General features: G+C 58.8%; 21 protein-coding genes and 1 riboswitch. Of the genes, 10 read left to right on the forward strand and 11 right to left on the reverse strand.

The features are described 5' to 3' along the window. The first annotated feature begins 18 nt into the window (after positions 1-18). The 5 genes from KVT28_RS20300 to KVT28_RS20320 all read left to right on the forward strand — a co-directional run bounded on the left by KVT28_RS20300 (position 19) and on the right by KVT28_RS20320 (position 4,692). Entirely contained in the window at positions 19-948 is a 930-nt protein-coding gene (locus tag KVT28_RS20300; protein WP_008106670.1) for an ABC transporter permease, read from the forward strand. Further along, positions 948-1,832 (forward strand): ABC transporter permease subunit, encoded by an 885-nt coding sequence (locus KVT28_RS20305; RefSeq protein WP_007891891.1) that lies wholly within the window; start codon positions 948-950, stop codon positions 1,830-1,832. The genes KVT28_RS20300 and KVT28_RS20305 overlap by 1 nt, the downstream gene beginning before the upstream one ends. 2 nt (positions 1,833-1,834) lie before the next feature. Then, positions 1,835-2,878: a P1 family peptidase gene (locus KVT28_RS20310; protein ID WP_192415460.1), complete on the forward strand. Its 1,044-nt coding sequence runs from the start codon at positions 1,835-1,837 to the stop codon at positions 2,876-2,878. Further along, positions 2,875-3,696 (forward strand): M55 family metallopeptidase, encoded by an 822-nt coding sequence (locus KVT28_RS20315; RefSeq protein ID WP_217549819.1) that lies wholly within the window; start codon positions 2,875-2,877, stop codon positions 3,694-3,696. The genes KVT28_RS20310 and KVT28_RS20315 overlap by 4 nt, the downstream gene beginning before the upstream one ends. Positions 3,697-3,855: 159 nt before the next feature. Beyond that, positions 3,856-4,692: a fumarylacetoacetate hydrolase family protein gene (locus tag KVT28_RS20320; RefSeq protein ID WP_101762766.1), complete on the forward strand. Its 837-nt coding sequence runs from the start codon at positions 3,856-3,858 to the stop codon at positions 4,690-4,692. Positions 4,693-4,803: 111 nt separating this feature from the next. Here KVT28_RS20320 and KVT28_RS20325 read toward each other — a convergent pair whose 3' ends face one another. The 6 genes from KVT28_RS20325 to KVT28_RS20350 are packed head-to-tail and all read right to left on the reverse strand — an operon-like array spanning position 4,804 to position 11,400. Continuing rightward, positions 4,804-6,330 (reverse strand): serine hydrolase, encoded by a 1,527-nt coding sequence (locus tag KVT28_RS20325; RefSeq protein ID WP_217549821.1) that lies wholly within the window; start codon positions 6,328-6,330, stop codon positions 4,804-4,806. Beyond that, positions 6,327-7,067: an ABC transporter ATP-binding protein gene (locus tag KVT28_RS20330; protein ID WP_217549824.1), complete on the reverse strand. Its 741-nt coding sequence runs from the start codon at positions 7,065-7,067 to the stop codon at positions 6,327-6,329. Before KVT28_RS20330 ends, KVT28_RS20325 begins: the two co-directional genes overlap by 4 nt. A gap of 3 nt (positions 7,068-7,070) precedes the next feature. Next, positions 7,071-7,898 carry an ABC transporter ATP-binding protein gene (locus KVT28_RS20335; RefSeq protein WP_217549826.1) on the reverse strand — a complete coding sequence of 276 codons (828 nt, stop codon included), beginning with the start codon at positions 7,896-7,898 and terminating at the stop codon, positions 7,071-7,073. Next, complete coding sequence (locus tag KVT28_RS20340) at positions 7,899-8,798, reverse strand: ABC transporter permease (RefSeq protein ID WP_217549828.1); 900 nt, start codon at positions 8,796-8,798, stop codon at positions 7,899-7,901. Beyond that, positions 8,795-9,805, reverse strand: a complete 1,011-nt coding sequence (locus tag KVT28_RS20345; RefSeq protein WP_217549830.1) for an ABC transporter permease — start codon at positions 9,803-9,805, stop codon at positions 8,795-8,797. The genes KVT28_RS20340 and KVT28_RS20345 overlap by 4 nt, the downstream gene beginning before the upstream one ends. After that, on the reverse strand, positions 9,805-11,400 hold the full coding sequence (locus KVT28_RS20350) for an ABC transporter substrate-binding protein (RefSeq protein ID WP_217549832.1): 1,596 nt from the start codon (positions 11,398-11,400) through the stop codon (positions 9,805-9,807). The genes KVT28_RS20345 and KVT28_RS20350 overlap by 1 nt, the downstream gene beginning before the upstream one ends. Positions 11,401-11,598: 198 nt before the next feature. On the opposite strand from KVT28_RS20350, the gene KVT28_RS20355 reads away from it, so the two are divergent. Then, positions 11,599-12,654 carry a dipeptidase gene (locus KVT28_RS20355; protein WP_217549834.1) on the forward strand — a complete coding sequence of 352 codons (1,056 nt, stop codon included), beginning with the start codon at positions 11,599-11,601 and terminating at the stop codon, positions 12,652-12,654. Between the two features lie 2 nt (positions 12,655-12,656). Further along, positions 12,657-13,565: a LysR family transcriptional regulator gene (locus KVT28_RS20360; protein WP_192236921.1), complete on the forward strand. Its 909-nt coding sequence runs from the start codon at positions 12,657-12,659 to the stop codon at positions 13,563-13,565. A 105-nt stretch (positions 13,566-13,670) separates the two neighbouring features. Here KVT28_RS20360 and KVT28_RS20365 read toward each other — a convergent pair whose 3' ends face one another. Further along, complete coding sequence (locus KVT28_RS20365) at positions 13,671-15,023, reverse strand: MFS transporter (RefSeq protein WP_217549836.1); 1,353 nt, start codon at positions 15,021-15,023, stop codon at positions 13,671-13,673. 174 nt (positions 15,024-15,197) lie between these two features. Continuing rightward, a complete protein-coding gene (locus KVT28_RS20370) occupies positions 15,198-16,100 on the reverse strand; it encodes a GntR family transcriptional regulator (RefSeq protein ID WP_192236923.1) in 903 nt (300 codons plus the stop codon). A 135-nt stretch (positions 16,101-16,235) separates the two neighbouring features. Between KVT28_RS20370 and KVT28_RS20375 the strand changes: the two genes are divergently transcribed. From KVT28_RS20375 to KVT28_RS20385, 3 genes are all read left to right on the forward strand, one after another. Further along, the gene (locus tag KVT28_RS20375; RefSeq protein ID WP_217549838.1) at positions 16,236-17,264 is read left to right on the forward strand and encodes a zinc-binding alcohol dehydrogenase family protein; all 1,029 of its coding nucleotides are present in this window, start codon (positions 16,236-16,238) and stop codon (positions 17,262-17,264) included. Between the two features lie 145 nt (positions 17,265-17,409). Next, positions 17,410-17,485: riboswitch (Fluoride riboswitch) on the forward strand. 90 nt (positions 17,486-17,575) lie between these two features. After that, positions 17,576-17,953 (forward strand): fluoride efflux transporter CrcB, encoded by a 378-nt coding sequence (gene crcB, locus KVT28_RS20380; protein ID WP_101762757.1) that lies wholly within the window; start codon positions 17,576-17,578, stop codon positions 17,951-17,953. 106 nt (positions 17,954-18,059) lie between these two features. Further along, the gene (locus KVT28_RS20385) at positions 18,060-18,857 is read left to right on the forward strand and encodes a sugar phosphate isomerase/epimerase (RefSeq protein WP_217549840.1); all 798 of its coding nucleotides are present in this window, start codon (positions 18,060-18,062) and stop codon (positions 18,855-18,857) included. On the opposite strand, the gene KVT28_RS20390 is transcribed toward KVT28_RS20385, so the two are convergent. From KVT28_RS20390 to KVT28_RS20400, 3 genes are all read right to left on the reverse strand, one after another. Beyond that, positions 18,854-19,459 (reverse strand): alpha/beta hydrolase, encoded by a 606-nt coding sequence (locus tag KVT28_RS20390; RefSeq protein WP_217549842.1) that lies wholly within the window; start codon positions 19,457-19,459, stop codon positions 18,854-18,856. The genes KVT28_RS20385 and KVT28_RS20390 overlap by 4 nt on opposite strands. A gap of 11 nt (positions 19,460-19,470) precedes the next feature. Then, positions 19,471-20,412 (reverse strand): glutathione S-transferase family protein, encoded by a 942-nt coding sequence (locus KVT28_RS20395; protein WP_217549844.1) that lies wholly within the window; start codon positions 20,410-20,412, stop codon positions 19,471-19,473. Between the two features lie 99 nt (positions 20,413-20,511). Next, entirely contained in the window at positions 20,512-21,411 is a 900-nt protein-coding gene (locus KVT28_RS20400; RefSeq protein WP_137386717.1) for a LysR family transcriptional regulator, read from the reverse strand. Between the last annotated feature and the right edge of the window lie 80 nt (positions 21,412-21,491).

Here is a 21,491-nt window from a genome sequence, read left to right on the forward strand (position 1 = left end):
AAATAATAAAGGAACCGCATGTTCGCATACATCATTCGCCGACTGCTGGAGATGATCCCCGTATTGCTGGTGGTCTCGCTGCTGGTCTTCGGCTTCATCAAACTGCTGCCTGGCGATCCGGCGCGTATCTACGCCGGGCCGGATGCGCCTTTGGCCGCGGTGGAAGCAGCGCGTCAGCATCTCGGACTTAACGATCCGCTGCCGCAGCAATATATCAACTGGATCGGCGGTTTGCTGCGCGGCGATCTGGGCGTCACTTATCGCACCCAACAGCCGGTGCTGGACGTGATCAAACAGGGCTTTATGCCGACGCTGTGGCTGGCGCTGGCCGGGTTTGCCTGGTCGGTGATTCTGGGGTTATTCCTCGGCGTATTTGCCGCACTGAAACGCGGTAAATGGCAGGACTGGACCTTAATGAGCGTCGCCGTCGGCGGCATCTCCATGCCCACTTTCTGGCTCGGTCTGCTGCTGATCCAGTTCGTCGCCATGCCGTTTGGCCTGTTTTCCGTCAGCGGCTTTAACCAGCCCAGCGACATCGTGTTACCGGCGATCACACTCGGTTCCTCGGTGGCAGCGGTGATGGCGCGCTTCACCCGTTCGGCGTTTCTTGAAGTGGCGCAGGAAGATTACGTGCGCACCGCCAAAGCCAAAGGGCTGCGCAATCGGCTGGTAACGTGGAAACACGTGATGCGCAATGCGTTGATCCCGGTGATCACCATGCTCGGTTTGCAGTTCGGTTTCTTACTCGGCGGATCGATCGTGGTCGAAAGCGTGTTCAACTGGCCGGGATTGGGCTGGCTGTTGATCGAGTCGATCAAGGCGCAGGATCAACCGGTGATCCAGGCATTAGTCATGCTGTTCGTGTTTGAATTTATCGTCATTAACCTGCTGGTCGATCTGCTGTATGCCGTGGTCAACCCAGCAATTCGCCTGCGACAGGAGCCCTGATGAGTCTGCAATCTCTGCCTGCCCACGCGCAGGAGGCGATCCGTTCGCCGTGGCGCGATTTCCTGCACGCGCTGGTGCGTAATCCGCTGGCGCTGGTCTCCGGCGGCTTTGTGCTGCTGCTGGTGCTGGTGGCCATTTTCGCCCCGTGGCTGGCGCCGTGGGATCCGATGGCGCCAGACTGGATGGCGCTGTCATCGCCGCCGTCCAGCACGCACTGGATGGGCACCGACGAACTCGGTCGCGATCTGTTCAGCCGCATCATCTTTGGCGCACGCATCTCACTGTACGTTGGCGTGCTGTCGGTAACGCTCGGCATGGTGGTCGGCGTGCTGCTGGGTTTGCTGGCGGGCTATTACGGACGCTGGATCGATATGTTGATTATGCGTGGCTCCGACGTGCTGTTCGCCTTTCCCGGCATGCTGCTGGCGATTGCGGTGGTAGCGATTCTCGGTCCGGGACTCAACAACGTGATCATTGCGGTAGCCATCTTCAGCGTGCCGGTATTTGCCCGTATCGTGCGTGCTTCTACGCTGTCGCTGAAACAGGCGGCGTACGTTGAAGCCGTGCGCTGCGCCGGCGCGCCGGATCGCGTGATTCTGCTGCGCCATATTCTGCCGGGCACGCTGTCAAACGTGATTGTCTATTTCACGATGCGTATCGGCACCAGTATTCTGACCGCTGCCGGGCTGAGTTTTATCGGCCTCGGCCCGGAACCCGATGTGCCGGAGTGGGGCAATATTCTGGCGATGAGCCGCAGCATGATGATGGCGGGCTTGTGGCACGTCAGCGTGTTTCCGGGTCTGGCGATATTTATTACCGTGCTGGCGTTTAACCTGCTGGGTGATGCGCTGCGCGACACGCTCGATCCTAAACTGAAGAGCTAAGCATGGACTTTCAACAACTGCAGCGCGACCTGCTGCTGCAACGCTGGCGCAACGAGCGTCAGCTGGGACAACCGCGCAGCGCCAGCGGGCCAACCAATCGCATCAGCGATGTGCCCGGCGTGCGCGTCGGTCACTACACGCTAGCCGACGGCGAGCGACAAACCGGCGTTACCGCGATTGTGCCGCCGGGCGACAATCTGTTTACCCAGCCGCTACCTTGTGCGGCGGCGGTGTTTAACGGTTTCGCCAAGCCGGTTGGCCTGGTGCAGGTTGAAGAGTTAGGCGTGCTGCAAACGCCGATTCTACTGAGCAACACGCTGGCGGTTGGCACGCTGTTTACTACGCTGGTGCGCGATGCCATCAGCCGCAACCGCGAGTTGGGCCGCAGCTTGCCCACGGTCAATCCGCTGGCGCTGGAGTGCAATGACGGCTGGCTTAACGATATTCAGGCGCTGGCGATCACCGAAGCGATGGCGCAGCAAGCACTCTATGACGCCACGGCAGATTTCGAGCGCGGCAGCGTCGGTGCCGGGCGCGGCATGAGCTGTTTCAGTTTGAAAGGCGGCATTGGCACGGCATCGCGCAGTATTCCGTCGCTCAACGCCACGCTGGGCGTGCTGGTGCTGGCGAACTTTGGCGCGTTAACCGCGCTGACGCTGGATGGCGTACGCCTGGGTGAAATGATCGCGCCGCTGCTGCCGGAACTGACGCCGCAGCGCGATGCCGGTTCCATCATCATTATTATGGCGACCGATGCGCCGCTCGATGCACGTCAGCTGAAGCGCGTCGCCAAACGCGCCGGTGCCGGTTTGGGACGACTGGGCAGCTATTGGGGCCACGGTTCGGGCGATATCGCGCTGGCGTTTTCCACCCAGCCGCAGCCGCAACCGCCAGAAGAGTCCACGCTGGAACCGCTGCTCGCCGCCGCCGCCGATGCCACCGAACACGCGGTGCTGGATGCCTTACTCAGCGCCGAATCTGTCACCGGTTTTCGTGGCCATCATCGGCCGTCGTTAACGGAAGTATTGGATAAATTAATTCGATGAAAATCTTTATCTCAGCCGATATCGAAGGCATCGCCGGCGTGATGCGGCCGGAACAGTGTTCACCCGGCCACGCCGAATACCAACTGGCGCGTGGACTGATGGAACAGGAAGTTAACGCCGCGATCGATGGCGCCTTCGCTGGCGGCGCAACGGAAGTGGTGGTGGCCGACAGCCACGCGCAGATGACCAACCTGCGTGCGGAAAATATCGATCCCCGCGCGCGCATGGTGCAGGGCAAACCGCGCGGCTTATCGATGGTAGAAGGCATTGAGCAGCAGCCGTTTGATGGCCTGTTCTTTATCGGCTATCACAGCGCGGCGGGTGAACCGGGCGTGCTGGCGCACACCATTAACGGCCGTGCGTTCTGGCGCATTCACATCAACGGCAAGGTGATGGGCGAAAGCGACATCTACGCCGCAGCCGCTGCTGAACAGGGCACGCCGCTGTGGTTGGTGAGCGGAGACGATCAGCTTAAAGGCTGGATTGCCGAGCATTATCCCTCGGTGGATTACGTCTGTGTGAAACGCGCCATCTCGCACACCTGCGCCGAATCCATTAGCCCGCAGGCAGCGCAAAATGCCATTCGCGCTGCCGCGACGGCCGCCGTGCAACGCAAACGTCAGGTCAGCACCATGCGCCTGAGCGCGCCTTATGAGATGCAGCTGCAAGCCAGCAAACCGGTGCTGGCGGATTTGTTCAGCCTGATTCCCGGCGTGACGCGCATTGACGCGGTCACCGTTGGCTATCGCGCGGATGACATGAACACGTTGATTAGCCTGCTGAGCGCCTTCTCCTATCTGGCGACCACGCAGTCGTAATGTAAAATGTGCGATAAATCGCGCCGCTACCAATATGTGCACATACCGTAGCGGCGCAATTTATTGCGCGATGTGGAAAATAGCGTCATCAGGTCGGTCCGCATTTCCTGCTGAATTTTGCTAACCTGCGCGCAATTTATAGATCACAACGAGGCAGTCATGCAGCTCTGCAGTTTTTATCTTATTGACCAGCAAAGAAAAAGTTACGGTATTGTGCAGCAAGAGGGCGTGATTGATATCGGCTTGCGTCTTGGCGCTGACTGCCCGGACCTGAAAACCTTGCTGCAACGCGGCGCGTTAAGCGATCTCGACGCCTATGTGTCCCAGCCGATTGATCACCCGTTTAGCGCCATTCGCTTCCTGCCGGTGGTGGAAAATCCTGGCAAAGTGTTCTGCGTTGGCATGAACTACGCCGACAAACGCAAAGAGTTTGCCGAGACGATTGAAGCGCCGACGCTATTTGTGCGTTTCGCGGATTCGCTGGCGGCGCACCAGCAGCCGCTGCTGAAACCCATCACCACGCAGGAATTTGATTACGAAGGTGAACTGGCGGTGATCATCGGCCAAGCGGCCTATCAGGTGAAAGCCGCCGATGCGTTGCAGCACGTTGCGGGCTACAGCTGCTTTATGGATGCCACGGTGCGCGACATGCAGTTTACCTGGTTCACCGCCGGGAAAAACTGGCAGCAGACCGGCGGTTTCGGACCGTGGATGACTACAGCTGACGAGATCCCCGATCCGCAGCAGCTGGCGATCAAAACCTGGCTCAATCAGCGCGAAGTGCAGAACGACACCACCGCCAGCATGGTGCATCCGGTGGCGAAGATCATTGAGTACATCTCCGCGTTCAGCCCGCTGTCGCCAGGCGATGTGATCATCACCGGTTCACCGGGCGGCGTCGGTAAAAAACGCACGCCACCGCTGTTTATGTTCCCCGGCGATGAGATTGAAGTGGAAATCGAGAAAATCGGTCGTTTACATCATTACGTGGCTTAGCGCCCGTCATACTTCGAGCCGCCGCTGCGTTGGCTATGTGTGCTCACCCCAGTCACTTACTGATGTAAGCTCCTGGGGATTCACCCACTTGCCGCCTTGCTGCAACTCGAATTATTTAGGGCGTGCTGTCTGTAAAAAGCGCACCACGCGGCTACGATTCAATTGCAGCCGCAGCGTGTCGCCTTCGCGCGCAATCGCGAAGCGCTTCTCCCACGGTCCATCCTGCGCGGTAGCTAATAGGCGATCGTTGCCCAGCGACTGTAAACGCGCACGAATCGCCGCCGGGCCGATGCCCATGATTAAGCTGTCGCCCTCAATCACCAACTCGCTGCGCCACTGCGGCGCGAACCAGCGGCCCTGCAGATGATCGAGGCTGGCCTGATCGGCCTGCACCGGCACAAAACGTCGGGCGGCATGACCAATCTCTCCCACAATCGCCGCGCCAGCATGGCGTAATTGCATCGGGAAAGTGCTGGAGAGCGACACCGCCGTGCCGTGCACATCGTCACGCCACAAGGTTTCGCCTGCGCCGAGCCAGGTGGCGGTCACGCCTTTGATTTCCAGCCAGTCGGCGGTGTCTTCCGCCACGTAAAGTCCGGGCGTTAAATCGTGTCCTTTCTCCGGTAACGCACGATTGAGCAGCGCCGCCATCACGCGCAGCACACTTTCTGAGGTGGTGACATCTTCGCGGTTGGCGACCAGCGCCACGCCGATTTTCAGCTCCGGATGCAGCAGGAAATAGCTCTTATAACCGGCATGCGAACCGCCGTGACCGAACAGCGTCTGGCTGCCAAGCGTCGAGCTGGTGATGCCCAAACCGTACCCGCTGGTGCGGCCATCGTTGAGATTGCGCGGCGCGCTCAGGCGCTGCAGCACGCCCGCGCCTGGTCCGCTATCGGCCAGCAGGCTTTGCAGCCAGCGCGTCAGATGATTCAGGCTGCCAGTGACGCTGCCCGATGCCGAGAGATGCAAACCGGCGCTGGAGAGCTGCCACTGCGCGCCGTTTTGCCAGTAGCCGGGCACTAAACCGGGCACAATATCGAACCAGCTTTCTGGCGCAATCAGGTTGATGTCCAGCGGATCGCAGATGTACTGCTGCAGCAGATCATTAAATAACACGCCTTTGGCTTTCAGCGCCTCTTCAACCAGCCGATAGCCGGTGTTGGTGTAGGAGATTTCGCTGCCGGGCGCGTAGTTGAGATCGCCTTCGCGCGCGACAAAATCCAGCAGGTCGTCGGCGCGGGTGGCGTTGTACACCGACAATCCCAGCAGCGATAAGGTTTCGCGCACGTCCGGCAAACCGCTGCTCATATCCAGCGCCTGGCCGACGGTGATCTGGCCGTTGGCGCCGCACAGCTGCGGCAGATGCTGCACCAGCGGATCGTCGAGCTTGAGATAGCGGCGTCCCGGTCCGGTCACCAGCGCGGCAAACAGATGTTTGGTGATGGAGGCGAAACGCACCACGCTGTCGGCGCTAAACGGCGTTTGCTGCGCCAAATCAGCCAATCCGGCGCAGTGCGTTGAGTGAATCTGGTGCGCATCAAACAGGATCATCGCACCGCCCGGCGCGCCTGGCTGTTGCCAGCTTTCAGTGATCTGTTGTGCGACATCCGCGGCGCGTTGCCAGTAAGCGGTCATGCCGGTTCCTCCAGCGTCATGCTGAGATCGAAAAGTTGGGCGGTATGCGGATGCTGGATGCGTCGCGCGCGCAGATCGTCGGCGCTCAGCTGTTCCACCATCTCGCCATTCTGCATCACGCCAATGCGCTGACACAGATGCGTTACCACCGCGAGGTTATGCGTCACCATAATGTAGGTGAGTTTGCGCTCGCTGCGGAGATCGCTGAGTAAATTGAGTATTTCGGCCTGCACCGACACATCCAGCGCCGAGGTCGGCTCATCCAGCAGCAGCACTTCCGGTTCGGCGATCAGCGCGCGCGCAATCGCCACGCGCTGACGCTGGCCGCCCGACAGCTGATGCGGATAGCGGAAACGCACCGACGCGGGCAACCCCACTTCGCTTAACGCCTGGCTGATGCGCTGTTCGGCGCGATCGAGCTGATGCACCAGCAGCGGTTCGTGCAGGATGCGATCAATGGTTTGACGCGGATGCAGCGAACCAAACGGGTCCTGAAATACCATCTGCACCTGACGATAGAAGGCGCGGCTGCGTTTGGCGCTGAGCTGCATGCCACCAAACAGCATGCTGCCTTGCCAGTCGGCATTCAGTCCGGCGAGCGCGCGCAGGATGGTGGATTTGCCCGAGCCGCTTTCACCGACCAGGCCAAAGCTTTCGCCGTTACCGACCGAGAAACTGACGTCTTTTACCGCCGTGTGCGCACCGAAGTTGATGCGCAGGTTATCGATGTGAATCATAAATTATTCTCGCCACGCGGCATCGCGCTGCAATACGGGTAAACGTTCGCGCGGATGGCGCAACGACGGCAAACACGCCAGCAAACCGCGCGTATAGGGATGCTGCGCCTGCTGCAACTGCCCGGCATCCAGCAGCTCAACGATGCGGCCGGCGTACATCACCGCCACGCGATCGCAGAAGTGCGACACCAGCGGCAAATCGTGGCTAATCAGAATCAGCCCCATGCCGCGCGCCGATACCAGCTCGTCAATCAGCTTCAGAATCTCCGCCTGCACCGTGGCATCCAGCGCGCTGGTGGGTTCATCGGCGATTAACAGTTCCGGATCGGGTGCCAGCATCATGGCAATCATCACGCGCTGGCCCATGCCGCCCGAGACTTCATGCGGATAGCGTTGCGCCACGGCTTCAGGGTCGCGAATCTTCACCTGCTCCAGCAGCTCAATCGCCGCCTGCATCGCCGTTTTGTGGCTGCCGCCTTTGTGCTCGCGCCAGGCTTCGGCAATCTGCTGGCCGATGGTCATCACCGGATTGAGCGAGTATTTCGGGTCCTGCAGGATAAAACCGACGCGCTTGCCGCGAATTTTGCGCAGCACTTTCTCGCTGGCTCCGCGCAGATCGATGCCGTCAAAGCGCAGCACATCGGCGCTGACTTCCGCGTTGCCCGGCAGTAGCTGCATCAGGCTGCGCGCGGTCAGTGACTTGCCGGAGCCGCTTTCGCCGACAATGGCGAACTTCTCGTGGCCAACGCTAAAACTGACGCCGCGCACGGCTTCAACGGTTTCGCTGCGCGAGCGGAAGGCAACGCGCAGGTTCTCAATTTCCACCAACATTTAGCGCTCCTTGGGATCCAGCACGTCACGCAGACCGTCGCCGAGAAAGTTGAACGCCAGAGACGTCAGGAAAATCGCGATACACGGCATCAATGGCACCCACCATTCGCTGAACAGGAAACGACGCGCGGTGGCGATCATCGTGCCCCATTCCGGTGACGGCGGCTGCGCGCCCATGCCGAGAAAACCGAGGCTGGCAGCGGTGATGATGATGGAGCTCATGTCCAGCGTGACGCGCACAATCAGGCTCGGCACGCACAGCGACATGATATGGCGCAGGATAATGCGCAGCGGCGAAGCGCCGGTCAGACGGCTGGCGGCGATAAAGTCGCTGTGGCGGAACTGCAGGGTCTCGGCCCGCGCCAGACGCGCATACGGCGGCCACGACGTCAGGGCAATCGCCAGAATCGCGCTCTCCACGCCGGGTTTCAGCGCGGCGACAAACGCCAGCGCCAGAATCAGACGCGGAAAGGCGAGGAAGATGTCGGTCAAACGCATCAGCGCTTTATCGATGAAACCGCCGGCATAGCCGGCAATGCAGCCAATCAGCAGGCCGAGCGGCGCGGTGAGCAGCACCACGGCGATCACCATGCCGAGCGTGGTGCGGCCGCCGTAGATAATGCGCGTCCAGACATCGCGCCCCAGCTCATCGGTGCCGAGCCAGTGCGCGGCGGAAGGGGCCGCCAGACGGTTTTCCAGATGCTGCATACCGGGTTCGAACGGCGTCAGCCAGGGCGCAAACAGCGCCAGCAGCAGCATCACCGCCACCACCAGCAATCCGGCCATCGCCAGCGGATTACTGCGCAGGCTGAGCCACAGGCGATAACGCCGGCCCCACACCGCCTGGCGGCGATTGGCTGGCGTGTCGTCGAGCAGCCATTCTCGTGAGAAGAAGATCATTTTACGCGCGGGTCCCAAAGTCGATAGAGAAGGTCAGCCAGCTGATTGAGCAGCACATACACGGTGCCGACCAGCAAAGTGGCGCCGATCACCGGGTTCATGTCGGCGTTCATCAGCGATGTAGTGAGATATTGGCCGATGCCGGGCCAGGCGAAGACATTTTCCGTCACCACCGCGCCCTCCAGCAATCCGGCGTAGGTCAGCGCCAGCACCGTAACCAGCTGAACCGCCACGGTGGGAAACGCATGCCGCCAAATCACCCGCCGTGATGACAAACCTTTGGCGCGCGCGGTGATCACGAACTCGCCGCTCAGCGCGTTAAGCATAAAGGTGCGCGTCATACGCGTGATGTAGGCCATGCTGAAGTAGGCCAGAATCAGCACCGGCTGCGCCATGTGGGCCAGCGCATCCCAGAAGGCGTCCATTTCCCCGGCCAGCAGCGAATCAATGGTGAGGAAGCCGGTGACCTGCGGCACCATATCCTGCCAGATGATGTCCTGCCGTCCGGGGCCGGGCGCAATGCCGAGCACCGCGTAGAATATCAGCAGGCTCAGCAGCGCCAGCACAAATACCGGCAGCGAATGGCCGGCGAGACAGATCACGCGAATGGTTTGATCGACCCACGAACGTTGACGCACCGCCGCCCACACGCCAAGCGGAATGCCAATCAGCGCCGCGATGATGATGGCCGCCGTTGCCAGCTCCATGGTGGCGGGGAAGAAGCGGGCGATATCGGTAATCACCGGATTCGAGGTGAGAATCGATTTACCGAGATCGCCATGCAGCAGTTGATTGAGGTAGTGACCAAACTGCACGTAAAGGGGCTGATCCAGCCCCATTTCCGCACGTACGCGCTCAACCACCGATTGCGGTGCGTTATCACCGACCGCCGCCAGCACCGGATCGGTGGGCATGACGCGGCCAATGAAAAAGGTCAACACCGACAGACCAAACAGCGTCAGCACCAGGCTTCCCAGGGTGCTGACGATTCTCTTCAGTAACGGCATCAGGCTTTTTTCACCTGCGCATACGGCCACTGCTCCAGTACGGTCACGTGGACATCACTCAGCGCTTTGCTGGTGGCCACGTTTTTGGTCTTCTGCATCATGAAAATAAACGGGCTCTTCTCGCGGCCTAACTGCTGAATCTGCTGATAGAGCGCGATGCGCTTCGTCGGATCCGGCTCATGCAGCGCCTGCTCGGTGAGTTTGTTAAATTCATCGTCTGACCAGCTGCAGCGCCACGCCAGCGTTCGCGCACGCGCGTTATCGCTGTTGTCGGTGTTAACGCAGAAGGCTTCGGTGTTGGAGTTGGGATCAAAGTAATCGGCGCCCCAAACCGTCAATGCCAGCTGATGCTGTCGCGCACGCATCTTGGTCAGAACCTGGCGATTTTCGGCGGCGATCAGTGACACTTTGATGCCAATCGCGCCCAATTGCGTCTGAATCGCCTGCGCGATGTCCGGATAGGGTTGCATGGAGTAGTGATCGAGGGTGATTTCGAAACCGTCCGGATATCCCGCTTCGGCCAGCAGCGCTTTGGCTTTCGCCAGATCTTTGTGGAATGGCGTATCGTCCAGCGCCGCCGGGAAGCCGCTCGGCAGGAAGCTTTGATGGGTGACAAAACTCATCGACAGAATGTTTTTCTGAATGCTGTCGTAATCCAGCGCCCACTTCAGCGCCTGCCACACCTGCGGTTTTTTCAGGTACAGATTATTGGTGTTGCACGACATCAGCATGATGGCCGACAGCGACTGATTCACCAGCGACACGCTGCTGTCGTTTTTCACCTGCAGCAACTGTTCGGTGGTGAGGTCATATGCGGCATCAACATCGCCTTTTTTCAGCATCAGCGCCTGCGCGGCTGGGTCGGCGATGTGCTTGAGGATCACGCGTTTGGTTTTGCTGGCGCCTTTATATTGCGGGCTAATCTCCAGAATCACCGTTTCGCTGGCATTCCAGGTGCGCAGGGTAAAGGCACCGGAACCGGCGCTGTGCTGTTTCAGCCAGCCGTTACCGAAGTCATTGTTCTGCTGGTTCGCCAGACAGGCTTTCTTCGACACGATGCTGCCGACGGTGGCGGACAAGCAGTAGAGCAGGAAGGTTTCGGCCGCCGGCGCGCCGAGTTTCATCTCCACGGTGTGCGCATCTTTCGCGGTGACCCGCTGCGTCACATTGTCTTTGGTAAAGCCGAACTGGTTGATAATAAAGGCCGGGCTCTTATCCAGCTTGACGATACGCTCAATCGAGAATGCCACGTCTTCTGCGGTAAGCGGCGAACCATCGGCGAATTTGGCCGCCGGATCGAGATGGAACGTGTAAGTGCCGTTATCGCTGCTGACGTCCCAGCTTTGCGCCAGTTGACCAATCACTTTATCGGCTTGCTTGGGATCGGGCGTGACTAAACGTTGATAGAGGTTGCCGCAGATCTGGCCGCCGGTGGCTTCGAAGCTTTCGTGTGGATCGAGGCTGGTGATGTTATCGAGCTGCATCGCGATCACCAGCATGGTCGGCGGCGTCGCGGCAAAGGAAGAATTCAGGCTGAGGTAGGAAACAACAGGTACAGCAGTGCATCCTGCAAGAAAACGTCTTCTGGTAACCATGTAAACTCCCAACTTATTGATAATTAAAATAAAAAATTGCCGTTTGATTGTTTTTTGTCTTGACTTTAGGCACCCACCGGAGGATTAATACCGGTTCTACGTCCTTTGTTTCACGCGTGTGGTTTTGCCCTTTTATGGTGCAATTTGCTCCGCCAGCTGGCAGTGCTGCGCTTTCCCCCGAACATGGAACTGAACAACATGTCTGACTCGATTACCCTCGATATTCCGGTCTTTGACGGCCACAACGATGTGCTGAATAAGCTGTGGCAGCACCATCAGCCGGACGCGGTTAATGCCTTTTTTACTGGCACCAAAACGGGCCAAATGGACTTGCCGCGTATCCGTCAGGGAAATATGGCAGGTGGCATTTTCGCCACCTGGGTGCCGTCCCACCCTCTGACTGCAAGAAGTGCGCCAGACCTTGCAGATTTTCCTCAGGAAATTATCAACTCAGCGCGCGATGCGACCTTTTCCATGCTGGCGCTGCTGCTGCGCATTGAGCAGGCCTCGAATGGCCAGGTGAAGATTTGCCGCAGCGTGCGCGAGATTCGTCACTGCATGGCGAACAAGGTGTTAGCGGTGGTGATGCACGTCGAAGGTGCGGAAGCGCTGGATACCCACGGCGAGCTGCTCGACATGCTGTACGCCAGCGGCTTGCGCACGCTGGGACCGCTGTGGAGCCGCCCAAATCAGTTCGGCGACGGCGTGCCGTTCCTCTATCCCTCATCGCCAGATATCGGCAACGGCCTGACGGCTGCGGGCAAGCAGCTGGTGCGCGACTGTAATCGCCGCCGCATCATGGTCGACTTGTCGCATATGGATGAGAAAGGCTTCTGGCACACCGCGGAAATCAGCGATGCGCCGCTGGTGGCGAGCCACTCCAACGCGCATGTGCTCAGCGCGCAGTCGCGTAATCTCACCGATCGCCAGCTGGCGGCGATTGCCGAAACCAACGGCTTTGTCGGCGTCAATTTTGCCGTGCCGTTCCTGCGTGAAGATGGCGATCGCCATGCGCCGACCGGCGTCGATGCCATCGTGCGCCACGTTGAGTATCTGCTGGAAAAAGTGGGGGAAGAGGGCGTCGGTTTTGGTTCGGATCTCGATGGCGCCACCATGCCAGGCGATCTGAAGGACGTGGCCGGATTCCCGCTGCTGGTGCAGGCGCTGGCGCAACGCGGCTATTCACGCGAGCTGCTGGAGAAGATTTGCCACGGCAACTGGCTGCGCGTGCTTGAAGCCACCTGGGGCGAATAATCATGCGGCTGCGGCATATTGAAGTCTTTCAGGCGATTGTGCAGACCGGCAGCATCAGTGCGGCGGCGCGTTTACTGAATGTGTCGCAGCCGAATGTCAGCCGCGTGCTTAATCACGCCGAGCAGCAGCTCGGTTTTGCGCTGTTTGAGCGGCGCGCGCAGGGCATGGTGGTGACGGCAGAAGGGCGGCGCTTGCTGCCGGAAGTGGAAGATATCTATCAGCGTTTACAGGCGATTACCCAGCTGACCGAGCAGCTACGGCGCGGCGAAGGGCAAACGGTGCGCGTCGGTGCTGCGCATGCGTTTGGTCAGATGGTATTAGCACCCGCGCTGGTGAACTGGCGGCAACAGGCGGCGTCGGTCAGCGTGGAACTGGTCACCGAGCACTTCAGCACCTTGTGCCGCATGCTGATGGATAATCAGCTCGATTTCGCGCTGGTGTTTGGTCAGCAGGTGGATGCCGATTTACTGGCGGAACCGCTGTTTCAGTCGTCGATGGTGGCGTTGCTGCCGCGCGATCACACCCACCATGAGCCGGTGACGCTGGAGTGGCTGTGCGCCAACAACCTGTTGATGATGCAGAATCAGGATCCGCTCGGTCGGGTGCTGCACCGCGCGCTGCGCGATAAAGGGCTCAATCCGGCGGTATCACTGTCGATTAAAACCTATTCGGTGATTGCCGATATGGTGCTGGCGGGCGGCGGCGTCGGGATTGTCGATCTGTTTACCGCGTGCCGTTATGCCGACCAGCTCAAGTTGTTGCCGGTCGCGCAGCCGCTACCGTTTGAGGTGATGTTAATCAGTCGCCGCGATCAGCCGCAGTCGCAATCAACGCTGCAGCTGAAACAGGTGATTCGCAACAAGCTGTGGGAGATCGCGCGCCAGTGTGAATCGCAGTTTTTCACCCCCTGAATCTGTAGCGGCGCAATGTATTGCGCATTGCTCGGTTGGGCACGTTGCTGACATCGACATGCGCGATAAATCGCGCCGCTACAGTATGTGCGGCGCTATGCACGATCAAACCCCATCGGTAATCGGCTTACGCACCAGCAGCAAATAGGCCAGCGCACCCACCACCGTCACACCGGCGCAAATCATCAACGCCAGGCTAAACGACTTGGTGGTATCGAGCACCCAACCGGTGATCACCGGGGCGAACGAGGCGAACACGAAGCTGGCGAAGTTCTGGATGCTGCCGACCGAGGCGGTCATGCGCGCCGTGACGTTGGCGTGAATCAGACCCCAGCACGATGTACCGGCAAAGTGGATGCAGAACAGCGCCATACCAATCATGGTGACCGCGCTGGTGGTGTCGGTGGCACGCGTTACAAAGGCGGTAAACGCGGCGGACAACAGCATGCCCGTGACGATTGAGACCTTACGCACCTTCACCGCATCATGGCCACGACGCACCAGCGCATCGACCACATAACCGTTCAGCAGCATGCCCGCCGCGCCGAACAGGAATGGAATCGCAGCCAGTAAACCGGTGCTTTTCAGATCGAGGTGATAAGTGGATTGCAGATAGCCCGGCAGCCACGCGATGTACAGCCACGCGGTGTAGTTGATGCCGCTGAAGCCAATCATCATGCCCCACATGGTGCGCTGCTTAAACAGGCCGCGCCACTCGGCAAAACTCAGCGGCTCTTTGCGCGATGCCACGCTGCCCGCCTGCAGATAGTGAATCTCTTCGCCGCTCAGCGTGTTGTTATCGCGATCGCGGTACATCAGATACCAGCCGATGGCGAGAAACATGCCGAGCACGCCGATAGTGATAAACATGCCGCGCCAGCCCATCACCATCATCATCGCGGCCAGAATCGGTGGCGCAATCGACAAGCCAATCATCGAAGCGGCGTTAAACATGCCCATCGGCATGCCGCGATCTTTGATGTTGAACCAGTCATTGATCACCTTCACGCCGCACGGGTTCATCGGTGCTTCGCCAATACCTAACCCGATACGCACCAAAATAAACTGGGTGAAGTTATGCACCAAACCGGCGGCCGCCTGGAACAGCGACCAGAAGAACATACCAATCGCCAGCATGATGCGCGGCCCTTTGCGATCGAGCAGCGCACCGCACGGCAGCTGCGCTAAGCCATACGCCAGCGAGAAGGCCGACAGCAGCACGCCAATTTCAGTCGCGGATAAACCCAGTTCTCCCCGGATGGTCATATTGGCCACCGACAGCGAACTGCGGTCGAGATAGTTGATCATGGCGGCGAACAGCAGCAGCAGCATGGCGGTAATCTGGATCTTTCTGATGCGCGGCGAGCGCACCACGTCACTGCGTGCCGGGATAAAATCTTGCCCGTCTGCAGCAGGTTGTGGCGCGTTTTCGCGGCCACGAGCCGAAGTATTTTCCATTGCGACCTCCCGGATCTGGGTACTTATCGTTATGCGTTTGTGTGGGATCCTGCGGCAGCAAAACGGTGCTGCCCCAACGGATTGACTTCGAGACTAGAAGCAATCAGATCGGGATGTTGCGGAGATGTTTCAGATTCGTGCGGGAGCTAATGCTTTGTGGTTTTTAATCGGTTTTTAATTGTACTGGCGGATCGAACGGATCATCGATGTCTTGGCGGTGCCGAGATGAGTGTGCAGGGCGCACAAGGCTTCGACATCCTGACGGCTAATTAGCGCTGTCAGGATCGCCATATGTTCCTCCAGCGCCACGATATTTCTCTGCTTAAGATCGGTTTCATCCCATTGATAATGCGAGTGAAAAATCACGGAAATAATCTCCAGCGACTGATTAAAAAACGGATTGTTGGCGGCGGAGAGAATCAGCGTGTGCATCTCTTTATCCAGCGCGGCGAAGTGGCGGTAATTGCTGGCGATGGTGTCACGCATCGAACGATGGCGATCCAGCAGGTCGCGCGCCTGCATCCAGCGCTCATCCTGCGAGGGCAGGTTGAGAAAACGGGTCAGCGCGTGGGTTTCCAGCATTTCACGCAGCTCAAACAGGTTCTCGGCATACTTCTGATCGAACTTCTTCATGCGCCATTGTCCGCGCTTTACCGGTTCCAGCAGGTCATAACGCATAAAGCGCAGCAGGAATTCACGTACCACAACCGGACTGACCTTCACCTGCTGGGCTAACTGCAGCTCGCTAAAGGTATCGCCCGGCATCAGCTGACGCTGATTAATCAGGTTAAAAAAGGTCTGCTCAAACTGCAGCGCCTGCTGATCGATCGGCGGCGTCAGGGCGTTAAAACCATCTTCTTCGCTGGGATCGCGCACGATAACGTAGGTTTCATCCACCTTTTCCAGCACGCCGCGCTCATGCAGATGCTGCAAAGTGTGGCGCACCGTAGTGCGGCTGATGTTGAACATCTCAGCCAGCGCCGCCTGCGGGGGCAACGGCGAACGGATATGCCGTTTGGCAATGCCTTCCAGCATCTGGTTAATCACGTTCTGACGTAGATTCTGGCTGCGGCTCATACGCGTCTCCGGTTTTTTATCTATTAAAAACCATACAAAGCCCAAAAAAAGCGGTTGGCTTCACACTTCCCCCAACGCAAAACGCTGCCATCGGCGATTTTCGCCATAACTGCGACAACAGCACAGGAGAAGCCAATGACAACGATGAAAACGCTGGTGGTCGCCGAGCCGCGCCAGATGGTATGGCAGCAGCGCGCGAAGCCGACGCCCGCCGCCCATGAAGTACTGATCAAACCGATCGCCGCCGGCATTTGTGGCACCGATATCCACGCCTGGGCCGGAAATCAGCCGTTTTTCAGCTATCCACGCGTGTTGGGGCATGAGCTGTGTGGCGAAGTGGTAGAACTCGGCAGCCAGGCCAGCGGCTTCAGGCTGGGCCAGCGCGTGGCGCTGATTCCTTACGTTGCCTGCCAGCAGTGCGATGCCTGTTTAAGTGGCAAAACCAACTGCTGCGAAAAAATCTCGGTGATTGGGGTGCATCAGGATGGCGGTTTCTGCGAATACCTTAGCGTGCCGACCAGCAATTTGCTGGCGGTGGATGAGGTTGATCCCGAAGCCGCCGCGCTGATTGAACCCTTCGCCATCAGCGCGCATGCGGTGCGCCGTGCGGCCGTTACGGCGGATGAGCAGGTTTTGGTGGTGGGTGCAGGTCCGATTGGCCTTGGCGTGGCCGCGATTGCGGCGGCGGCGGGGGCGAATGTGGTGGTGGCCGACACCAGCGAGCAACGCCGTGCACACGTAGCGCAGAAGCTGGGTTTGGCGACGGTGAATCCATTAGATGCCGATTTTGAAACGCAGTTGCGGGCGGAATTTGGTGGGCGTTTGCCGGCCAAAGTGATCGATGCCACCGGCAGCCCAGCGGCGATGAACGGCGCGGTGAAACTGATTCGTCATGGCGGCACCATCGTGTTTGTCGGCCTGCACAAAGGCGATCTGGTGATCCCGGATATCGAGTTCCACAAAAAGGAAACCACGCTGCTGGGCAGCCGCAACGCCACGCTGGAAGATTTCGCGAAAGTAGGCGAACTGATGGCGAACGGGCAGCTTCGTGCCGACATGATGCTCAATCGCCATTATGATTTTTCTACGCTGGCAGAGCGCTTTGAAGCGGATGTGATTAACAACCGGGAACTGATTAAGGGCGTGATTCACTTCGAACGTTGATATTGGCACCAACCGTAGCGGGGCAATTTATTACGCAAAGAGGGGTTGGCACGGTGCCTTCACTGATGCGCGCGATAGATCGCGCCGCGACAACATTGTGCCTCCTTCACCATATTGTCTGCATTGCCAAGCCAGCGTATTATCTCCCGCCTAAGGTGATGGCGTGCCACCTTCCCCAACCGCCGTTCTGGTCACAGACGGCTGATGACGCCTGACAACACTCGTATCCCTGCGCGGGAGACGGCGGTGTGTCAGGTGTTATTCTGTCCTGCCGCGGCCCTGCGCGTCATTCATATCAGGAGCTCCAAACTATGTTGAAATCGTTACTGGCGGTGGTGCTGGGCGGTGCGGTGGGCTGTACGCTGCGTTGGTTGATCTCATTACGTTTTAACGCGCTGTTTCCCAATTTGCCGCCCGGCACCTTGATGGTGAATCTGGTGGGCGGTTTTATCATCGGTGCGGCGCTGGCTTTCTTTGTGCGTAATCCGCATATCGATCCCTTTTGGAAACTGTTAATTGTCACTGGCTTGTGTGGCGGCTTAACCACCTTTTCCACTTTTTCTGCAGAAATTGTTGGGTTGCTACAATCAGGTAAATACCTTTGGGCGATGTCGAGCGTGATGGTGCATGTTATTGGTTCGCTGCTGATGACCTTCGCCGGTTTTGCCGCGGTCAATCTGCTCGGATAACCATCGCGCTTGAAATAACTCCTCAGAGGTAGATACTGATCGCCATTCTGTGCGCGTGACGCACAGAATTTGTCACCGATTATCCGGACGATTAAGGAGCTGTGTCATGCGTTGTAACCCTAAATTCCTTAACCTGGTGTTGTTAAACGGTGAACCTGAGGAGAAGCTGCGTGCCGCACGCGCCGCCGGTTTCGATCAGGTTGAGATCTGGCGCGACGATGTACAAGCCAGTACGCCACAGTTAGCGAAGCAGTTGCAGCTTGGCTTCACCAATGTACAGGTGCTGCGCGATTTCACCGGTGCGCCGGATCGCGACCGCCAGCAAAAACGCGAAGAGCTGCGTCAGTTTATTCAGATTGCCCAAACCATCGGCTGCGACACCATTCAGGCACCGGCCAGCACGCGTGACGATTGTGTGGCGGCGCGTATTGATGAAGATTTACGTTGGATGGCATCGGAAGCCGCGCGCTACAACATGCGCATCATGTATGAGCCGATGGCGTGGTGCAGCGTAGATAACACGCTGCCGCTGGCGTGGGAACGCTTGCAACGGCTGGACCAGCCGAATATCGGTTTGGTGGTCGATCTGTTCCACATCTGCGCGTTAGGCGGAGATGCGTCGCAGCTGGATGGCATTCCCGCCGACCGTATCTACGAAGTGCAGCTGTGCGATATGGCCGACATGCCACCGCAGGATAAGCAGCCGCTCAGCGAGTACGCGCGTCACCAGCGCCTGTTGCCGGGCGATGGCATCATCGAAGTGGAACGCTTTGTCGATAAGCTGAAAAGTGCCGGTTACAGCGGGCCGGTCGGCATTGAAGTGTTCAACGATAAGTTGAAGGCGCAGCCAGCAGACGTGGCTGCGCAAAAAGCGTGGCAGGCGTTAAATCGTTACTGGCCTTAATCCTGTAAACATTGCGCAATAAAACCGGCGGCATCCATCGCACCCTGCGATGAAATGGTGTGGCCGGTTGCCGCTTCATAACGCGCTTCCACCGTCACGCCAGCCTGCTGTAAACGTTGCTCCGCCGATACGCTTTCGCTAAACGGAATCACCTCATCGGATTTGCCGTGAATCAGCAGCGCAGGCGTATACGGCTGCGGCGTTAATGCGCCATCAAATGCCAGACGGCCGGAAAAGGCCACCACGCCGGCTAGCGGATAACGGCCCGACGCCAGCGCATCTAACGCCATGATCGAACCCTGCGAAAAGCCCACCAGAATCACTTTGTCCCACGCATCCGCCATGCCGTGCTGCGCCATCAGCTGCTGCAGCGTGTTATCAAAGGCCGCGCGCGCTTCACGCACGCGCGCCGGGCGGTTTTCGGGCGTGATGCCGGTCAGGCTAAACCATTGATATCCCATCGCGTGTTCAAAAGGATAGGGCGCATTCGGCGAGGCAAACGCCACATCCGGCAGCAGGCGCGCCCAATGTTCGCCGAGCACCGCGAGATCATCGCCGTTGCTGCCGACGCCATGTAAAAAAATCACTAACGCTTTTGCCATCGCCCTGTTCCTTATAAATCGTAGGCCGCCATATCCGGGCCAACCGGCACAATGCCGTTGGGATTCAGCGCTTTAATTGAATAATAGCCCTGCTTGATGTGATCGATATTCACCGTCTGACGCACGCCAGAGACCGAAAGCATACTCTTTAGATAACGATCGAGCAGCGGATAGTCGCGCAGGCGGCGCAGGTTGCATTTAAACAGGCCGTGATAGGCGGCGTCAAAGCGCACCAGCGTGACGAACAGGCGGATATCCGCTTCGGTTAAGCGCTCGCCGAGCAGGAAAGTACGGCCATCCTGCAAGCGCAGCTCCAGCTCATCTAACTGGCTGAACACATCGTTAAACGCCTGCTGATAACTCACCTGCGTGGTAGCAAAACCGGCGCGATAGACGCCGTTATTCAGGCGCGGATAGATCGATTCGTTTAGCGCGTCGATCTCAGCGCGCAGATCCTCGGGATAAAGATCGATGCGATCGTCCGCCAGCGCGCCAAAGCCGCTGTTCAGCATGCGCAGGATATCGGCTGACTCATTATTGACGATGGTTTGCGTCTTTTTGTCCCACAGCACCGGCACGGTGGCGCGGCCGGTGAAATCGGCATCGGCACGGGTGTAGAGTTCGTGAAGGTATTCGGCTTTATTCAGCCAGTCGCGATCTGCGCCAGGATAATCACCGAAGCGCCAGCCTTGCGCGCCGAGCTGCGGCTCAACCACCGACACGCTGATGACCTTATCCAGCCCTTTCAGACTGCGCGCCAGCAGCGTGCGCGAGGCCCAAGGACAAATCAGCGCCACATAGAGGTGATAACGATCCGGCTCGGCAGCGAATGCGCTGGAACCATCTGCGCTAATCCAGTGACGAAAACGGGATGTCTGGCGCACAAATCCGCCTTGTTGATCGGTGGCTTGCACCGGATGCCACTCTGCACTCCACTTACCGTTTACCAGCATCGTCTTCTCTCCTCAGTGTTGATGAAGTGAGCATACAGCGCTGATGGTTAGGCGATAATCCGGGCAAAATGGCTTTCATTGCTTCCAAATTGGAAGGAATCAGCCGGGCGGATGGTGCTGGAAATGGGCGGCGAGGAAATCGATCAGCAGCCGGGTTTTCTGCGCCAGATGACGCGCCGGCGGATAGAGCGCGAACAGGCCCATGGGCGGCGTGGCGAATTCCTCTAATAGCGAGACGATTTCACCGCGCTGCAGTGCGGGTGCGGCAATAAAACCTGGTAGCCGCGCAATGCCCAATCCGGCAATTGCCGCCTGCAAGCAGGCTTCGGTGTTGGAGAAACAGAGACGACCACGAATCGGCATGCTGACGCTGTCGCCGCACGGCGTGACAAACGGCCAGTGCCAGGGATCGCGGAAGTTGGTATCGCTGATGCACTGATGTGCCGCCAAATCGCGCCAGTGCTGTGGCGTGCCGTGGTGCAGCAGATAACCGGAAGACGCGGCCACGCGGATCGGCACATCGCCAAGGCGGCGCGCGATTAGGCTGCTGTCGTCAAGCTTGCCGATGCGAATCGCCATATCGAAGCCTTCATCGACGATGTTAACTGCACGATCGGAGAAGTTCACGTCGAGTTCGATCTGCGGATAATGACGCGCGAACTCCACCAGCACGCTGGCCAGCACCGCAGTACCAAAGGTACCGGGCGCACTGATTTTCAGGCGGCCGCTCGGCGTAGTGGCGCTGTCGCGCACCGTGGCATCCAGCGTATCAAAGGCTTCCAGCAGGGTTTTTACCCGCTCGTAATAGGCGCGACCGATTTCGGTGGGCGAGAGCGCGCGCGTGCTGCGTTTAAACAGCTGCACGCCGAGTTCCTGCTCCAGCCGGGAGACCAGCTTCGACGCCTGGCCGCTGCTGGTGCCGAGGCGTTCGGCAGCGCCGGCGAAGCTGCCCACTTCCAGCACAGCGACAAACATGCGGTCACAATCGAGGCGATCCATGGCGTTTCCTGACGGCTAAAAAGCCTGAGTATACACATGCCTAAAGGGCGCGCGATAAATGGCGCCGCTACGGAACTATC

The organism is Pantoea sp. GbtcB22, from assembly GCF_019091025.1.
Taxonomy (GTDB): domain Bacteria; phylum Pseudomonadota; class Gammaproteobacteria; order Enterobacterales; family Enterobacteriaceae; genus Pantoea; species Pantoea leporis.

Excerpts from the sequence above, each read along its gene's own strand:
- KVT28_RS20360 (WP_192236921.1), top strand. The coding sequence starts at position 12,657 with ATGCGGCTGCGGCATATTGAAGTCTTTCAGGCGATTGTGCAGACCGGC.
- KVT28_RS20365 (WP_217549836.1), bottom strand. The coding sequence starts at position 15,023 with ATGGAAAATACTTCGGCTCGTGGCCGCGAAAACGCGCCACAACCTGCT.
- KVT28_RS20325 (WP_217549821.1), bottom strand. The coding sequence starts at position 6,330 with ATGACCGCTTACTGGCAACGCGCCGCGGATGTCGCACAACAGATCACT.
- KVT28_RS20390 (WP_217549842.1), bottom strand. The coding sequence starts at position 19,459 with ATGGCAAAAGCGTTAGTGATTTTTTTACATGGCGTCGGCAGCAACGGC.
- KVT28_RS20385 (WP_217549840.1), top strand. The coding sequence starts at position 18,060 with ATGCGTTGTAACCCTAAATTCCTTAACCTGGTGTTGTTAAACGGTGAA.
- KVT28_RS20395 (WP_217549844.1), bottom strand. The coding sequence starts at position 20,412 with ATGCTGGTAAACGGTAAGTGGAGTGCAGAGTGGCATCCGGTGCAAGCC.
- KVT28_RS20330 (WP_217549824.1), bottom strand. The coding sequence starts at position 7,067 with ATGATTCACATCGATAACCTGCGCATCAACTTCGGTGCGCACACGGCG.
- KVT28_RS20400 (WP_137386717.1), bottom strand. The coding sequence starts at position 21,411 with ATGGATCGCCTCGATTGTGACCGCATGTTTGTCGCTGTGCTGGAAGTG.
- KVT28_RS20310 (WP_192415460.1), top strand. The coding sequence starts at position 1,835 with ATGGACTTTCAACAACTGCAGCGCGACCTGCTGCTGCAACGCTGGCGC.
- KVT28_RS20340 (WP_217549828.1), bottom strand. The coding sequence starts at position 8,798 with ATGATCTTCTTCTCACGAGAATGGCTGCTCGACGACACGCCAGCCAAT.
- KVT28_RS20370 (WP_192236923.1), bottom strand. The coding sequence starts at position 16,100 with ATGAGCCGCAGCCAGAATCTACGTCAGAACGTGATTAACCAGATGCTG.
- crcB (WP_101762757.1), top strand. The coding sequence starts at position 17,576 with ATGTTGAAATCGTTACTGGCGGTGGTGCTGGGCGGTGCGGTGGGCTGT.
- KVT28_RS20315 (WP_217549819.1), top strand. The coding sequence starts at position 2,875 with ATGAAAATCTTTATCTCAGCCGATATCGAAGGCATCGCCGGCGTGATG.
- KVT28_RS20335 (WP_217549826.1), bottom strand. The coding sequence starts at position 7,898 with ATGTTGGTGGAAATTGAGAACCTGCGCGTTGCCTTCCGCTCGCGCAGC.
- KVT28_RS20345 (WP_217549830.1), bottom strand. The coding sequence starts at position 9,805 with ATGCCGTTACTGAAGAGAATCGTCAGCACCCTGGGAAGCCTGGTGCTG.
- KVT28_RS20375 (WP_217549838.1), top strand. The coding sequence starts at position 16,236 with ATGACAACGATGAAAACGCTGGTGGTCGCCGAGCCGCGCCAGATGGTA.
- KVT28_RS20320 (WP_101762766.1), top strand. The coding sequence starts at position 3,856 with ATGCAGCTCTGCAGTTTTTATCTTATTGACCAGCAAAGAAAAAGTTAC.
- KVT28_RS20305 (WP_007891891.1), top strand. The coding sequence starts at position 948 with ATGAGTCTGCAATCTCTGCCTGCCCACGCGCAGGAGGCGATCCGTTCG.
- KVT28_RS20355 (WP_217549834.1), top strand. The coding sequence starts at position 11,599 with ATGTCTGACTCGATTACCCTCGATATTCCGGTCTTTGACGGCCACAAC.
- KVT28_RS20350 (WP_217549832.1), bottom strand. The coding sequence starts at position 11,400 with ATGGTTACCAGAAGACGTTTTCTTGCAGGATGCACTGCTGTACCTGTT.
- KVT28_RS20300 (WP_008106670.1), top strand. The coding sequence starts at position 19 with ATGTTCGCATACATCATTCGCCGACTGCTGGAGATGATCCCCGTATTG.